The 15,489-nt window shown below is 61.1% G+C and carries 14 protein-coding genes; 10 read left to right on the top strand and 4 right to left on the bottom strand.

All coding sequences use genetic code 11. From position 1 onward, the window contains the following. Window positions 1-15 precede the first annotated feature (15 nt). From ACL0K2_RS16005 to ACL0K2_RS15990, 4 genes are read left to right on the top strand one after another with little or no spacing between them, the layout of a single operon-like run. Complete coding sequence (locus ACL0K2_RS16005; RefSeq protein ID WP_413043009.1) at window positions 16-2,130, top strand: type VI secretion system tip protein VgrG; 2,115 nt, start codon at window positions 16-18, stop codon at window positions 2,128-2,130. Next, window positions 2,127-2,702 (top strand): DUF4123 domain-containing protein, encoded by a 576-nt coding sequence (locus tag ACL0K2_RS16000; RefSeq protein WP_413043008.1) that lies wholly within the window; start codon window positions 2,127-2,129, stop codon window positions 2,700-2,702. The genes ACL0K2_RS16005 and ACL0K2_RS16000 overlap by 4 nt, the downstream gene beginning before the upstream one ends. Then, window positions 2,699-5,386, top strand: coding sequence for a toxin VasX (locus ACL0K2_RS15995; protein WP_413043007.1), 2,688 nt, complete (start codon window positions 2,699-2,701; stop codon window positions 5,384-5,386). Before ACL0K2_RS16000 ends, ACL0K2_RS15995 begins: the two co-directional genes overlap by 4 nt. Further along, window positions 5,377-6,333 (top strand): hypothetical protein, encoded by a 957-nt coding sequence (locus ACL0K2_RS15990; RefSeq protein WP_413043006.1) that lies wholly within the window; start codon window positions 5,377-5,379, stop codon window positions 6,331-6,333. The genes ACL0K2_RS15995 and ACL0K2_RS15990 overlap by 10 nt, the downstream gene beginning before the upstream one ends. Before the next feature lie 39 nt (window positions 6,334-6,372). On the opposite strand, the gene ACL0K2_RS15985 is transcribed toward ACL0K2_RS15990, so the two are convergent. Continuing rightward, the gene (locus ACL0K2_RS15985; RefSeq protein ID WP_045163910.1) at window positions 6,373-7,089 is read right to left on the bottom strand and encodes a UTRA domain-containing protein; all 717 of its coding nucleotides are present in this window, start codon (window positions 7,087-7,089) and stop codon (window positions 6,373-6,375) included. A 349-nt stretch (window positions 7,090-7,438) separates the two neighbouring features. Here ACL0K2_RS15985 and ACL0K2_RS15980 point away from each other — a divergent pair, with 349 nt between their 5' ends. The 6 genes from ACL0K2_RS15980 to ACL0K2_RS15955 all read left to right on the top strand — a co-directional run bounded on the left by ACL0K2_RS15980 (window position 7,439) and on the right by ACL0K2_RS15955 (window position 12,851). After that, on the top strand, window positions 7,439-8,497 hold the full coding sequence (locus tag ACL0K2_RS15980) for an ABC transporter substrate-binding protein (protein WP_413043005.1): 1,059 nt from the start codon (window positions 7,439-7,441) through the stop codon (window positions 8,495-8,497). A 95-nt stretch (window positions 8,498-8,592) separates the two neighbouring features. Next, the gene (locus ACL0K2_RS15975) at window positions 8,593-9,396 is read left to right on the top strand and encodes an alkaline phosphatase family protein (RefSeq protein WP_413043004.1); all 804 of its coding nucleotides are present in this window, start codon (window positions 8,593-8,595) and stop codon (window positions 9,394-9,396) included. Then, window positions 9,393-10,304 (top strand): ABC transporter permease, encoded by a 912-nt coding sequence (locus tag ACL0K2_RS15970; protein ID WP_413043003.1) that lies wholly within the window; start codon window positions 9,393-9,395, stop codon window positions 10,302-10,304. Before ACL0K2_RS15975 ends, ACL0K2_RS15970 begins: the two co-directional genes overlap by 4 nt. Continuing rightward, window positions 10,291-11,088, top strand: a complete 798-nt coding sequence (locus ACL0K2_RS15965) for an ABC transporter permease (RefSeq protein ID WP_413043002.1) — start codon at window positions 10,291-10,293, stop codon at window positions 11,086-11,088. Before ACL0K2_RS15970 ends, ACL0K2_RS15965 begins: the two co-directional genes overlap by 14 nt. Before the next feature lie 108 nt (window positions 11,089-11,196). Next, window positions 11,197-12,198, top strand: coding sequence for an ABC transporter ATP-binding protein (locus tag ACL0K2_RS15960; RefSeq protein ID WP_413043001.1), 1,002 nt, complete (start codon window positions 11,197-11,199; stop codon window positions 12,196-12,198). After that, complete coding sequence (locus ACL0K2_RS15955) at window positions 12,198-12,851, top strand: HAD family hydrolase (RefSeq protein ID WP_045163915.1); 654 nt, start codon at window positions 12,198-12,200, stop codon at window positions 12,849-12,851. The genes ACL0K2_RS15960 and ACL0K2_RS15955 overlap by 1 nt, the downstream gene beginning before the upstream one ends. Before the next feature lie 19 nt (window positions 12,852-12,870). Here ACL0K2_RS15955 and ACL0K2_RS15950 read toward each other — a convergent pair whose 3' ends face one another. From ACL0K2_RS15950 to ACL0K2_RS15940, 3 genes are read right to left on the bottom strand one after another with little or no spacing between them, the layout of a single operon-like run. Next, the gene (locus ACL0K2_RS15950) at window positions 12,871-14,067 is read right to left on the bottom strand and encodes a hybrid sensor histidine kinase/response regulator (protein ID WP_045163916.1); all 1,197 of its coding nucleotides are present in this window, start codon (window positions 14,065-14,067) and stop codon (window positions 12,871-12,873) included. 3 nt (window positions 14,068-14,070) lie between these two features. Continuing rightward, window positions 14,071-14,673 carry a chemotaxis protein CheB gene (locus ACL0K2_RS15945; RefSeq protein ID WP_413043000.1) on the bottom strand — a complete coding sequence of 201 codons (603 nt, stop codon included), beginning with the start codon at window positions 14,671-14,673 and terminating at the stop codon, window positions 14,071-14,073. Further along, window positions 14,670-15,488 (bottom strand): CheR family methyltransferase, encoded by an 819-nt coding sequence (locus tag ACL0K2_RS15940; protein WP_413042999.1) that lies wholly within the window; start codon window positions 15,486-15,488, stop codon window positions 14,670-14,672. The genes ACL0K2_RS15945 and ACL0K2_RS15940 overlap by 4 nt, the downstream gene beginning before the upstream one ends. Window position 15,489: the final 1 nt, after the last annotated feature.

Here is a 15,489-nt window from a genome sequence, read left to right as displayed (position 1 = left end):
CCAGGAGGAACAAGGATGTTCGCCCCCGCCAATCAAAAGCACTTTTCCCTGCACATCGAAGGCATCGAGCATGACTTTCAAGTGCTCGAATTCAGCGGTAAAGAAGCCATCAGCCAGCCCTACCGCTTCGAACTGGAGCTGGTCAGCGAGCGTCCGGATCTGGATCTAGAAAGCCTGCTTCAGCAGTCCGCGTTCCTGACATTCGCCAGGGATGGTGGCGGCATCCACGGCCAGGTCTATCGCGCCGCCCAAGGCGAGTCCGGCGAACGCCTGACGCGCTACCAGCTGATCATTGTCCCGAGGCTTGCCTATCTGGCGCACCGGACCAACCAGCGCATCTTCCAGCACCTCTCGGTGCCGCGGATCATTGCCCAGGTCCTGGAGGAGCACGGCATTCTCGCCGGCGACAGTCATCGTTTCGACCTCGGTCCGGTGATCTACCCCGAGCGAGACTATTGCGTTCAATACGACGAAACCGATCTGCAATTCATCCAGCGCCTCTGCGAGGAAGAAGGTATTCACTACCATTTCCGACACAGCGAATCCGGCCATATGCTGGTTTTCGGCGACGACCAGACGGTATTTCCCAGCCTTACGCCGGCCGCGTATCAGCAGGACAGCGGCCTGGTCGCCGACGAGCCGGTAATCAAGCGCTTCGGGGTGCGCATCGAAACCCGTACCGGCCGCGTCACCCGTCGTGATTACGATTTCGAAAAGCCACGTCTGACGATGGAGGCGGCGGCTCAGAGCGGCACTCAGCCCGACCTCGAGGACTACGTCTACCCAGGGCGCTTCGTCGATCGCGAGCGTGGCAAACACCTGTCCCGCCGCGCCTTGGAACGCCACCGCCACGATTTCGAACTGGCCGAGGGCGATAGCGATCAGCCGAAGCTGGTCAGCGGCCACTTCCTCTCACTCAGCGATCATCCGCGCGGTGACTGGAATCAGCTATGGCTGCTCACCGAAATTCATCACGAAGGCAAACAACCGCAGGTACTGGAGGAGTCGGTCGCCAACGCGTCCAGCCTGCACGTTCCGACCCACTCTCCCCTCCGGGACGAAGGCTGCGGTGAAGGGGCTCTTGCCAGCACCGATTTCTACCAAGGCTATCGCAACCATTTCACCGCCACGCCGTGGGCCGTCCCATTCCGCCCCGCTCTCAACCACCCCAAGCCACGCATCCTTGGCAGCCAGAGTGCGGTTGTCACCGGGCCAGCCGGTGAAGAGATTCACTGCGACGAATACGGTCGAGTAAGGGTGCAATTCTTCTGGGATCGCCACGGCCAAGCCGACGACAAAACCAGCTGCTGGCTGCGCGTTTCATCGAGCTGGGCCGGCGACCATTACGGCGGTATCGCCATTCCCCGCGTTGGCATGGAAGTACTGATCACCTTCCTTGAGGGTGATCCCGACCAGCCACTGATCACCGGCTGTCTCTACCACAAGGAGAATGCGGTTCCCTACGACCTGCCTGCGAACAAGACCCGCAGCGTCTTCAAAACCCTCAGCAGTCCAGGTGGCGACGGCTACAACGAACTGCGCATCGAAGACCGCAAGGGCGCCGAGCAGATCTACCTCCACGCCCAACGCGACTGGGACGAAAACATCGAGCACGACCAGAAAATCCGCATCGGCCACGAACGCCATGACACCGTCGAAGCCAACAGCTACAGCGAATTCCGCGCCGAAGAACACCGCACCACCCATGGCGATCGCCGCAGCGAAGTCAAAGCCAACGACCACCTGACCGTGGGCAACAACCAACACGTGAAGATCGGCACCGGCCAATTCATCGAAGCCGGCAACGAAATCCACCTCTCCAGCGGCCTCAAGGTCGTCCTCGAAGCCGGCAGCGAACTGACCTTCAGGGCCGCAGGCAGCCTTATCAAGCTCGACGGTAGCGGCGTGACGCTGGTGGGGCCGGTGATCAGGATGAATTCGGGTGGTAGTCCGGGTAGTGGCACTGGAGCGGTGCCGATTCGGCCGGGCAAACTCAAACCGGCGGATGCGGATAAGGCGGGGATTCCTCTGGAAGCACTGGTCAAACAAAATCTTCTGTTTCGCAGCACACAAGCGGGTATCTGCGAAGTTTGCGAGGCAGCCAAGGCTTCAGTGGAGGACAAGGTATGAGTCTTCCCGGCACCCTCGGCAGCGGAGCCGTTCTATTGGACGGCGCCCGCTATGAAAACTCGCTTGCCTGGCTCTACCAACAGTTCCCAAGCCATCAGCCCCGGCCGTTATTGCTCGGCACACCCTACGAACCGATAGCCGACGCCGGTCCCATCCTGCTGGATGCGCCCATTGGCAGCGCAGCCTATGAAGCTTGGAGTACCGGCAGCGAAATACTGGATGGCGTCTGGTTGGAGAGCGATGTGTCGGTGGATGACCTCTACCGAATCATGCAACGCCGAGCGCGAGTCTTTGCGCCGGATGGTCGTGAGCTCTGGCTGCGTCTGGGCGACGCTCGTCCGCTATACCGCGCTTGGTTGGCGAAGACCCAGTGGCCCGAAGGCTTCTGGCATCGTGTCGAGCGCATCTGGCTTCGCCATGAGGTCGGCGTCGTCTGTGCTTGGCACAATGAGCAGCCGCAACAGGATATGGCCGTCGCCGACCAGGGTATAGACGCCCAGCTGACGCTTGATTGGCCTCTTCTGCAGGCGCTGGCAAGCCAAGACGACACGACACAGGATGTGGACACATGACCGCCCAAGCGTCCCGCTCGACCCCACTGTCCGCTGCAGCCTGCCCACTGCTCAGCGCGGTGCTGCCACTGCGCTATGCCCTCGGCCCGACGCTGGCGGTAGACACCAGCGCTTACGGCTTGCCGCCCTTGCAGGGTACGTTCCCCTACCTCGGCGATGACGCACAAAACCTGGAGCTACAGGGGCGGCCTCTGAACTACACCGCCCGGCTGCTACGCGACGGTTGGCTGTACGTCTGGCAAAGCGGCCTGAGCAAGCTGGTTGAGTACCGCGTCAACCAAGCCACCCTGGCGCAGACCCCGCGCGCCGGCAAAGTTATCGATGGGCGCAGCCTGCCCTATCTGCTACTGCCCGCGGGCGAGAACGCCATGCTGGCCTGGTCGCCTACTCAGTGGAGCGACGCGCAGTTTGCCGCGGCCAAGACCAAGCCTGATGTACGCCAACGGGTGATGCGCGAAATAAGCCCTGGTGCCGCACCTTTCAGCGGCCCCGCCCGTACCATTCACGAGCGAATCGGCGACTACATGGACGCTAACGGCTACGGCTGGAGCTGCGAACCCTCCACCGCGCATCGACCCGCCTGGCCCCGTCTGCTCGGCGACATGCAGCGTTGCGAACAGCAGGCCTATGCCCTGCTCGACGATCCCTGGGGCGTGTTGCTCGACTTGGCCGAGCTGGTCCGCGCCCGCCAGCAGGCCTTCAACATCACCCGCGAAATACGCGGTGAAGATTGGGCCATCGCCGGCGTGCTCAAGTCTCTGGCCGAGAGCGACCGGCAAATCGGCGGGCAATTACGCAGCATCACCGATTACTCGAAACTGAGGGCCGCCTGGCAGGAGCAAACGCAAGAAGAGGACGACCATGCTGCCGATATTCGCCACCTCAGTAGCCTCTGGGCGGACTGGTTCAACACCTTGGCGAAGACCGGGCCGGCCAGCCTGGACACGGCCTGCGGCCACTTCGATATCAGCCAAGCCGGCGCACGTACGGCGCTGGAACTGCATTTCGCCGCCGCCTGCCTCGGCCCATCGGCCACCAGCCCGGGCGCCAAGGCCATCGCCAGCGCCCTGACGCCCCACGAACAAACCGGCAAACCCTGGCTGCTATGGTCGCTGTTGGGGCTGGGCAAACGCCTGGGCGTGGGAGAAATCAACGCGCTGACCGGGCTCGCCGACGGCGTAAAAAGCAACGGTGCAGACTTGCTGGACGAAGCCCGTCAGATGGCAGAGCTGCTCAACAAAGCCGCAGAGAAGCTGGCCAAGCACACTCAAGGCTCTGTACTTGAAGCCTTGTTTGCCGCCCTGGCGCCCATTGCCGGGTTCGGCCTGCAGCGCTCCAATGAAGAAGCCAAAGCTGCCGGGCAACTCTACTTGGCGGCCGCGCTGGCGCGCAGCCAACAGCGGCTGGCCGTCGAAGTGGTCAGCCAGCGTCAACTGGGCGAGTGGATGAGCGATCTGATGAGCACAAGGCCGAAGCTGCCGGCTCGGCTCAAACCCACGCAGCTAAGCATCGCGGTAAGCGACGCTCTGCCGTTCTTCCGGCTGCTGCCAGCCAAAAATCTACCTGCCTTGAGCGGCCACCTGGCAGCGGATGCCAACCTGAAGGATATGCTCGGTCTCAGCAAAGGGGCGCTGGAAAAGGCGCCGCTCAAGTGTCTGGTAGCGCTGGTGGCGGGGGTGAATTTTGTGTGGGGTGGAGGACAGTTTCTTCAGGATAAAAACTTAAAAACAACATTTTCCGCTGCTGCGGGTACGGTCGGCATTGCTTCCGCCATTTCGGCCACTTTACAAAAAGTCGCCGAGGTTGACTGGGAGGCAACTACTAAGATCGCAGGTACGCATTCCTTATCGTCCCAAACAGCATTGACAAGGGCTTTAAATGTTGGTGCCAAAACTGCCTTTTTGCAATCGGTTACCTCGGGCTTCGATGTACTGGTCTATGGCATCGAAACTCTGGACGCATACAAAGCTGGAGATCTGGATACCGCCACCATCAATGCCGGTCTCAGCCTCGCCTCGGGTACCAATCTGGTGCTGTATGTGAAAACCTTCCGGGCCGTGCGCGCCGCTCGGGCGGCGGTGATCGCCGGCGAGGCCGCAGCCTTAGGCAGAGGCGTAAGTGCAGCGCCGCATTTGGCGGCCCGAGCATTGGGGGTCACCATCCTGATCGTCGGCGGTGTAATTGCGCGGCAATATACCCTGGACACCCCTCTCGAGGCCTGGGTCAAGCACACCCGCTTCGGCACCCGTCCCGCCGACTGGGCCAATAGCTACGAGCAATCGATGACCGAGTTGTACGAGATCGTCTTCCCCATCACCTTTCAGGCCTACCGCCTCAATGAACTGAACCCATATCGCGGCATGCAGCAGATTACCTACCTGTTGCTACGCCTGCCCGGCAAGGATGCGTTGGCCGACACTATGATCCACTTCAAGGGTACGGAAATTTGGGGTGGCTTCTTCGGCCTTGGTGGCGCACGCAAGCCTGTGGAGTGGACCGGTAGCGACTTTGACCGCCACGGCGGCACTCGGGTCAAGGTGGAGCCCGGCGTGGCTGTCTACCGCCGCGTCTACCATGAGGAAGATGGACGCGAATTGAATGCCATCAGCGGCGAGCTGTCCTACTCCCCCGTCGAGGGTCTGACTCTGCCACCCATTGAAATCAAGGAACTCGCATGGCTGTAAGCGACCTGATCCAGCTAGCTCGCGCCCGTTTTGGACAAGCCCCCAGTGTGGTGCTGCGCGCAGACCAGACCACTGGGGAAAGACCTTGGGAAATGTTCGTCACCGACGAACATACCAAGCACTACCTGGCACTGAAGGCCGGGGGGGATACAGATCGAGGGCTGGCCACTGGCGTATTGGGAGGAAGTGTTTCTATTGTAATGAGCGTTTTCGCCCTGATTTTCGCAGTTAGAGGTGAGTGGGATGGCGTTATGCTCGCACTCCCTTTTGCATTTATTTGTTTTCTACTACCTTTTTTTTGGGAAACACGCCGCCCGCTCCCCTTACCCATTCTGTTCAACCGCCGCACTCGCGAGGTCTATTTCGACCATAACGGTGAGCTGTACCACAGCCCCTGGGACGGCATTCAGGCGCTGGCCGGCGAATTTGTCATGGTCGGCCCGCACACCGGCGGCATGCGCAATGCCTCGCTGGAAATCCTGGTACGCCGCCTGGGCGAACCGGACAACGCTCTGTTGGTTTCCCTGGGTCTGCCCATGGGCAAGACCCTGCAAATGCAGAAGGGCTTCTGGGAATACCTGCGTGCTTATATGGACAATGGCCCCTGGTTTGACGAGAACGGCCAGCGCAGCGAGTCCGATGCCTACGTCAAATCCATGCTCGCCGCCCATATGAAACCCACCGGCTTTCTCGCGCATACACGCCAAACCATTGCGGAAAAAAAAGCCGCAGCGGGCGGCAAGAACTACTTGAGCGGTATCGACGCCGCACTGTTTGTGGGCCACATTTTTTTCTACCCTATGGACTGGATTCAGGAGTTCACCTACAACGTTGCCAAGCGCCGTTCGCGCAACCGCTGGCCACAGATCGTCACCGAACGGCTGCAACCCAATGGCCCAACCACACGGCTGATCGACTTGGAGCGTGAACGCGGTTTGGAAGTCTGATTACCCAGCCGTTACTCACCCTGATCGGAAAAGCCCCATCTACTCCGGCACTTCCACACACACATGAATCGCATCGTGCCGCCAATACTCCACATCGCAATCGATCAACCGATCATGTTGGTCGCGGTTGAGGCGGGTGATGCGTAGGGCGGGGCTGCCGGGGGCGGTGCGCAGGGTCGTGGCGGCTTCGGGGTGCAGGGCGGTGGGGACCATGTCGAAGCGGACGCGGCCGTAGTGGATGCCATATTCGCTGGCATACAGCTCGGTTAGCGAGCAGGTCAGATCATAGTCGAGGATGCCTGGGAAGTAGCTGGGGTTCAGATAGTGTTCGACGTAGAGCACCAGACGACCATCGATGCGTCGGGCGCGGCGGATCTGGATGACGCCGGACAGCGCAGGCAATCCCAGTCGGGCGCAGATTTCCGCTGCGGCGGGCACCAACCGGGCGGACAAGATCTCGGTTGCCGGGAGCCTACCCTGCTCATGGACCATGGCGTGGAAGTGGCTACGCACCAGCGGGTTGTAGGCGATCCGAGGCGGTGAAACGAACCAGCCACGGCGATCCTCCCGATAGATCAAACCCTGCGACTCGAGCTGGCCCAGCGCCTCTCGCAGCGTGATGCGCGTGGTATCGAAGAGCTCGCTGAGTTTGCGCTCGGATGGCAGCTGCCCGCCAGGCTGCAGCAATCCGTGGGCGATCTGCTCCTGCAAGGACCGACAGATTGCCGTAACCGCCCGCGGTGCCTCGTCACGCATCACTTTCTCCTCAACTGGACTAGTCCAGCACTAGAACAGAGCGCTTGCTCTCGCATTTTGCAACCGCAAACGCTTTGCAGGTTAGGCAAGCCAAATGACTGCCGCGTGACATTGGTACGGAAAGCGGGTCCCACAACGGTTGTTTTTGGCCCTTCCAAGCGTATCGGCGGATTTCGATAGAGCCACGCCACGCAAGGTTCCCAGCCTGAGCTAGGCTTGCTACGGCACTCCTGTCGCGGTGTCGCCCCCAAGAGGCGGCGGCGGAGGCATCGACATCAAAATGTCATTTGCACCCCCTAGATTGGCTTCAGTCTTGCTGACCTAGACCAACCTGCGAAAGGAGCTTCTGATGAAACGACTGCTGCTGGCTTCACTGCTGGGATCAGCGATCGCCCTGGCGACATCGGCGAACGCTGCACAAACGGACCTGAAAGGCCTCGAAGAGGCGGCTCGCGCGGAAGCTGAGGTCAACAGCGTCGGCATGCCGGACAGCTGGGCCAACTGGAAAGACACTTGGCAGGACCTGGAGAAGACGTACGGCCTCAAGCACATGGACACCGACATGAGTTCGGCCCAGGAGATCGCCAAGTTCGCCGCTGAGAAAGACAACGCCACCGCCGACATCGGCGACGTCGGCGCGGCGTTCGGACCGATCGCCGTGCAGCAGGGCGTTACCCAGCCATATAAGCCGAGCACCTGGGAGCAGATCCCGGGCTGGGCAAAGGACAAGGACGGTCACTGGATGCTGGCCTACACCGGCTCGATCGCCTTCATCATCAACAAGCAGCTGGTCAACAAGGCGCCAACCTCCTGGGCCGAGCTCAAAGATGGCGAGTACAAGGTCGCCATCGGTGACGTCAGTGCCGCCGCGCAGGCGGTGAATGGCGTGCTGGCGGCTGCCATCGCCAACGGCGGCGACGAGACGAATATCCAGCCGGGCCTGGACTATTTTGCCGAGATCGCCAAGCAGGGCCGCTTATCCTTGTCGAACCCGACCATCCAGACGCTGGAGCGCGGCGAAGTGGAAGTGGGCGTGGTCTGGGACTTCAATGGCCTGTCCTACCGAGACCAGATCGACCCAAGCCGCTTCGAAGTGTTGATCCCATCCGATGGCTCGGTGATCTCCGGCTATACCACCATCATCAACAAGTACGCCAAGCACCCCAACGCAGCCAAGCTGGCGCGCGAGTACATCCTCTCCGACGCAGGGCAGATCAATCTGGCCAAGGGCAATGCGCGACCTATTCGGGCCGAGCATCTGACGTTGCCGGCCGAGGTGCAGGCCAAGCTGCTGCCGAACGAGCAGTACGCCAAGGTCAAACCCATCGAGAACGCCGAAGCCTGGGAAGCGACGTCAAAGGCGCTGCCGCAGCAGTGGCAGGAAAGCGTGATCATCGAAATGGAGTGACGGCTCGCCCACCGGCCCCGAGAGGGCTGGGCTAAAGCGGAGCGCCGCCCGGCCTACCCTATCGGTCTACGGATCGCCGTTAACAGGAACGTCCCATGAGCAAAGCCATCCTCGTGATCCTCGACGGCCTGAGCTATTCGGTGGCCGAACATGCCATGGGACACTTGCATGCCTGGTGCATGGCCGGGCGGGGCGCCTTGTACCGGTTGGAATGCGAACTGCCGGCGCTGTCCCGACCGCTCTACGAGTGCATTCTTACCGGCGTTCCGCCCATCGAGAGCGGCATCGTGCACAACGATGTGGTGCGGCTATCCACCGAGCGCAGCGTTTTCCACTACGCCCGTGATGCCGGATTGATCACAGCGGCCGCGGCTTACCATTGGGTCAGCGAGCTGTACAACCGCGCACCATTTCATGCAGCACGCGACCGTCACAGCGAGACCCCGGAGCTGCCCATACAGCACGGCCATTTCTATTACGAAGATCACTATCCGGATTCGCACCTGTTTGCCGACGCGGAAAGCCTACGGCTGCGGCTCAGCCCCGACTTCCTGCTGGTGCACCCGATGAACATCGACGACGCCGGTCACAAGCACGGCCTGGATTCGCCTCAATACCGCAACGCCGCGCGCCGCGCTGATGTTCTGCTGGCCGAGTATCTGCAACGCTGGCTGGATGATAGCTATCAGGTGCTGATCACCGCCGACCACGGCATGAACAGCGATCGCTCCCACAACGGCCTGCTGCCGGAAGAACGTGAGGTGCCGCTGTTCGTACTGGGTTCGGCATTCAGCCTCGATCCGGGTGCCCGACCGAAACAGACCGAGCTGTGCGGCACCCTGTGCGAACTGCTCGGCGTGTCGCATGACAAGCCGGCATGCCGGGAGCTGCTGAAATGACCGCGCCGCTTGAGAACAACCTCAAGACCGCGGCCATTCGCGAACATGCTGCTCCGACCACGGTCGGCCGCAGACCAGCGCGCGGCAAGCATCTGGCGCTGCTCTGCCTGCTGCCCTTCGCGCTCTTCTTCTTCGCCTTCCAGATCTCCCCGCTGCTGTGGGTGACGGTCCACAGCCTGAACACACCTGAAAGCTGGGGCCTGGCCAATTTTCAAAAGATCTTTGGCTCGAAGTTCTATCTTCAGGCCATCAAGCACAGCCTGCAGATCGCCTTCTGGTCCAGCCTGTTCGGTATCGTCATCGCCATTCTCGGCAGCTACTCGCTGCGCCAGGTTGACTCGAAACTGCGCGACTTCGTCATGGCTTTCTCCAACATGACCAGCAACTTCGCCGGCGTACCGCTGGCGTTCGCCTTCGTCATCCTGCTCGGCTTCAACGGAGCGCTGACGATCCTGCTGAAGCAGGCCGGAATCATCGAGGACTTCAATCTCTACTCCAAGACCGGCCTGATCGTGCTCTACACCTATTTCCAGATTCCGCTGGGCGTGTTGCTGCTCTACCCGGCGTTCGACGCGCTGCGCGAAGACTGGCGCGAATCGGCCTCCTTGCTCGGAGCCGGCACCTGGAGCTACTGGCGTTACATCGGCCTGCCGGTCCTGACGCCCGCGCTGCTCGGCACCTTCGTCATCCTGCTGGCCAACGCGCTCGGCGCCTACGCCACCGTCTATTACCTCACCACCGGCAACTTCAACGTGTTGCCGATCCGTATCGCGGCGATGATTTCCGGCGATATCTCTTTGGACCCGAATATGGCCAGCGCCCTGGCGATGGTGCTGGTGGGACTGATGGCAGTGATCACCGTGGCGCACCAACTGCTGCTGAAGAGGAGCTACCATGCGAGCCGCTGAAGCCCGGCGCGGCCTGCTTTACCACCGCGTGGTGGTCTGGCTGTTGTTCCTGATCCTGCTGCTGCCCTTGGCCGCGACCTTCCTCTATTCGATATCAAGTAGCTGGTCGGCGACCATCCTGCCCGATGGCCTGACCATCGACTGGTACCTGCAGTTGTGGAGCGACGAGCGCTTCCTGCATGCCTTCGGTCAGTCGTTGCTGGTCTGCTTCGGTGCGCTGGCGCTGGCCGTGGTGCTGATCTTGCCCTTGCTGTTCGTGGTGCATTACCACTTCCCAAAGCTCGACGGGCTAATGAACATCCTGATCCTGCTGCCCTTCGCGGTGCCGCCGGTAGTGTCCTCGGTCGGGCTGCTGCAGCTTTATGGCTCGGGGCCGCTGGCGATGGTCGGCACACCCTGGATCCTGATCGGCGCCTACTTCACCATCGCGCTGCCGTTCATGTACCGCGCCATAAGCAACAACCTGCAGGCGATCAACCTGCGCGACCTGATGGACGCCGCCCACCTGCTTGGCGCCAGCACCTGGAAGGCGGCGTTCCTTGTCGTGCTGCCAAACCTGCGCAAGGGACTGATGGTGTCGCTGTTCCTGTCGTTCTCGTTTCTGTTCGGCGAATTCGTGTTCGCCAATCTGCTGGTGGGCACGCGCTACGAAACCCTACAGGTGTACCTGAACAACATGAAAAACAGCAGCGGCCACTTCAACAGTGCGCTGGTGATTTCCTACTTTTTCTTCGTGCTGGTGTTCACTTGGGCGGCGACCCGGCTGAACCGAGACAGGTCCTGACGATTTACGAAACGCCCGGCACGACGGCTTCGTAGAGCCGTGGGCTGACGCGGAACGCCACCCGATCCATCTTAACCACTGCAGCGGCTTTTTAGACAGGAACATCCCATGAGTTACCTTTCCATCCGCAGCCTGCACAAAGCCTTTGGCGACACCCAGGTCTTCAGCGATATCGATTGCGAAGTCGCCAAGGGCGAGCTGATCACGCTGCTCGGTCCGTCTGGCTGCGGCAAGTCCACGCTGCTGCGCTGCATCGCTGGGCTCACCGAAGTCGACGGCGGACAGATCCTGCTGGACGGGGAGGATCTGGTGCCGCTTTCACCGCAGAAGCGCCAGATCGGCATGGTGTTCCAGAGCTACGCGTTGTTCCCCAACATGACGGTCGAGCAGAACGTCGCTTTCGGCCTGCGCATGCAGAAGGTCGCCAGAGACGAAAGCGCCCGGCGGGTAAACGAGGTGTTGGCAATGGTCGAGCTCGGCGAGTTTGCCCGACGCTACCCCAGCCAGCTCTCGGGCGGGCAATGCCAGCGTGTGGCACTGGCACGCTCATTGGTCACACGTCCTCGCCTACTGCTGCTCGACGAACCCTTGTCGGCGCTCGATGCGCGCATCCGCAAGCATCTGCGTGAACAGATCCGTGCCATCCAGAAAGAGTTGGGGCTGACTACCATCTTCGTCACCCACGATCAGGAAGAAGCGTTGACCCTCTCGGATCGCATCCTGTTGATGAACGCCGGGCGGATCGTCCAGAGCGCCGACGCCGAGACGCTCTACACATCACCGGTGGATGCCTTTGCGGCGGGCTTCATCGGTAACTACAACCTGCTCGCGGCAGACGTGGCCTCACGACTACTGCAGCGTCCGATCAACGCTCAGGTGGCGATCCGTCCGGAGGCCATCGCTCTCGTCAATGCAGCCGAGGGTAGCGACCGGATCGCGGCCGTGATCAGAAGTCACAGTCTGCTCGGCAATGTGATCCGCTATCGGGTCGAAGCGCGTGGCGTCGAGCTATTGGTGGACGTGCTCAATCGCTCCGCCGCCGATCTTCATCCCCACGGCCGCCAGGTAGGCCTTACCATCGACGCTTCCGCAATTCACGAGGTGGCTTGATGGCACTGGCGATATTCGACCTGGACGAAACGTTGATCGACGGCGACTGCGCCAGCCTCTGGTCGCAGGAAATGGCCAAGATCGGCTGGGTGGACGCTGAATCCTTCCTGCGCAAGGACGCCGAATTGATGGCCGAGTACGCGTTCGGCCGGCTGGCGATGGAGGACTACATGGCGTTCAGCCTGGCACCGCTGGTGGGCCGCACCGCCGAAGAGGTCGCCCATGTGGTCGGGCCGTTCGTCGAGGACGTGATCGAACCGCTGATCTACAGCGATGCTATGCGCCATATCGCCGAGCATCGCAAAGCCGGTGACCGCATTCTGGTGATATCCGCTTCAGCGGAATTTCTCGTCGGAGCCGTCGCCGAACGGCTCGGTATCGACGAGGTGCTGGCGATCCAACTGGAGGAGCAGCACGGCTTCTACAGCGGCAATACACGGGGGGTTCTGACTTACCGTGAGGGCAAGGTGGCACGGCTACGCGAGTGGGCCGACGCGGCCGGCGAATCGCTGGACGGCGCGCATTTTTACTCCGACTCGATCAACGACCTGCCGCTGCTCGAGCAGGTGGCGCATCCCTACGTAGTGAACCCCGACCCGCTGCTGCGCGAGCAAGCCGAGGCCAGGGGCTGGCCGCAACTAACCTGGCGCTGAAAGGCCGGCCGGGGCCGCCTCAGGCCTCGGCGTTCAGCGGCAGCAGGACGCGAAACAGCGCGCCCTTGCCCTCTTCGCTTTCCACTTGAATGCGACCGTCGTGCGCCTTGACGATCTGCTCGGCGATGAACAATCCAAGCCCGAGCCCGGCACTGCTCTCGCTGCCTTCGGCGCGCTCGAACTGGCAGAAGATTCGTTCGAGACTGTTCTGGCTGATGCCGATGCCCTGGTCGCGCACTTCAATACAGGCAGTCGTCGGGCTGGCGCTAACGTTGACCTGCACCGGCTTGCCTGCACCGTAGCGCATCGCATTGGTCAGGAGGTTCGCCAGCACCTGCTCGATACGAAACTCGTCCCAAACTCCGATGATCGGCTCCGGGCGCTGGAACAGCAGCGTGCAGCCGCTGGCCTCCATTTGCGGCGCGAAGTTCTCCACGACGCTGGCGGTCAGCTTGCCCAGATCGACGCGGCTGGGGCGGATCGACAGCTTTCCGGTGCGGATCCGTGACACATCGAGCATGTCGTCGATCAGGCGGATCAGGCTTTGAATCTGCCGCTCGTCCTTGTCGACCATCTGCCGCAGCTTGTCTTCAGTGAAGGCAGCGAGATTGTTTCGGCCAAGCTGCAGCTTGCGCAGTTGGACCTCGAGAATCAGCGTGTTAAGCGGCGTTTTCAGCTCGTGGGAAACGATCGACATGAAGTCATCGCGCATGCGCACCGCGTCTTCCAGTTCAGCTTTGGTGCTGCGCAGTTCGTTGAGCAGCACCTCCTGCTCCCGGCGGCTGAGCTCGAGCGCTTCGAGTTGACGCGCCATTCGCTTGCGATTGCGATAGAGATCGACGAACACGCTGACCTTGCTGCGCACCGCATGGGTATCGAGAGGCTTGTGCATGAAATCCACCGCACCGCTCTCGTAGCCCTTGAAGGCGTAATTCAATTCGCGACCCGCGGCGCTGACGAAAACGATGGGGATGTGCTTGGTGCGCTCAGTACCACGCATCAGCTCTGCCAGCTGGAAGCCGTCCATGCCAGGCATCTGGACGTCGAGAATGGCCAACGCGAACTCATGCTGCAACAGCAGCTCGAGCGCTTGCTCCGCCGATTCAGCCTGATGAACGCGAACGCCCGGACTCCTGAGAATGGCATCCAGCGCCAGCAGGTTTTCCGGCAAATCATCGACGATCAGCAGGTTCGCTTCATCGGTGTGGTCAGGCATGGGTCACTCCAGTTCGCGCAACAAATTATGGATATCGCGCAAGGGCAAGATGTAATCCGGCGCAAAGCGCTGGAGTGCGGAAAGCGGCATGGTCGGAACCTCGGCTTCCTCGGGATCCTGAACGATGGTGACGCCGCCGGAGCGCCTGATCGCCTCCAGGCCGGCAGCGCCATCTTCATTGGCGCCGGTCAGCAGGATGCCGGCGACGCGATCGCCCCAGGCATCGGCGGCCGACTCGAACAGCACGTCGATCGAGGGACGAGAAAAATGAACCGCATCGTCCTGGCTGAGCGACAGGGACAGATCCGCTTCGACCAGCAAATGGTAACCAGGCGCCGCGAAGTACAGGGTCCCACCGCGCACCACTTCTTTGTCATCCGCTTCCTTGACCCGCAGTGCCGTCTTTCGCTGAAAGATTTCAGCCAATTGAGTCGGCCCGCTCGGCGGCACGTGTTGGACCATCAACAGCGGCTGGCGCAGATCGCTCGTCAGCCCTTCGACCAACATACTCAACGCGGCCAGACCACCCGCGGAGGCGCCGATCACCACGGCATCGATGCGCCGGACCAGGGGATTGGTTGAAGTGTCGATGACCCTAAGTTTCATAGCTTACGGAAGATCCTTTCCTGCTTGTCGAACGCTTCGTAGCGTCCAGCGTAGCCGGAGAACTCCACGGTTTCCTTGCTGCCCAGCCCGAGAAAACCGCGGTGACACAGAGAATCGTGAAACAGGCCAAAGGCCCGATCCTGCAATGGTTTGTTGAAGTAGATCAGGACATTGCGGCAGGAAACCAATTGGGTTTCGGCAAACACACTGTCCGTCGCCAGGCTATGATCGGCAAAAGTCACCTTTTCTTTCAATGACTTATCCATGATCGCCGAATCATAGGCTGCAGTGTAGTAGTTACTGAGGCTGTGTTTGCCGCCGGCACGCTGGTAGTTCTCGGTGTACTGACGCATGTCGCCGATATCGAAAATACCCCGGCGCGCCTGCTCCAGCGAACGCGGATTGATATCGGTAGCGTAGAGAATGGTGCGCTCGAGCAAGCCCTCTTCCTTGAGCAGGATCGCCATCGAGTAGACCTCTTCCCCAGTGCTGCAACCTGCGATCCAGATCTTCAACGACGGATAGGTACGCAGCACCGGCACCACATGCTCGCGCAGCGCCAGGAAATAACTCGGATCGCGAAACATCTCGCTCACCGGGATGGTGAGAAATTGCAGCAGCTCCATGAACGTCTGCGGATCATAGAGGATTCTGTGCTGCAGCTCCGAAATGCTATCGCAGCGCATTTGCTTCAGCGCCAAGAGTATCCGGCGCTTGAGTGAGGCGCCGGAATAATCGCGGAAGTCGTAGCTGTAGCGCAGATAGATCGCATCGATCAGCAGCTTCAGCTCGATGGCCTGGGAGCGTTCGGGCATG

Origin of the sequence: Pseudomonas sp. YJ42, from assembly GCF_047225135.1 — a bacterium.
Lineage (GTDB): Bacteria > Pseudomonadota > Gammaproteobacteria > Pseudomonadales > Pseudomonadaceae > Stutzerimonas > Stutzerimonas stutzeri_E.
Note: the sequence above shows the minus strand (reverse complement) of the source record. Positions and strands in the feature narration are given on the sequence as shown.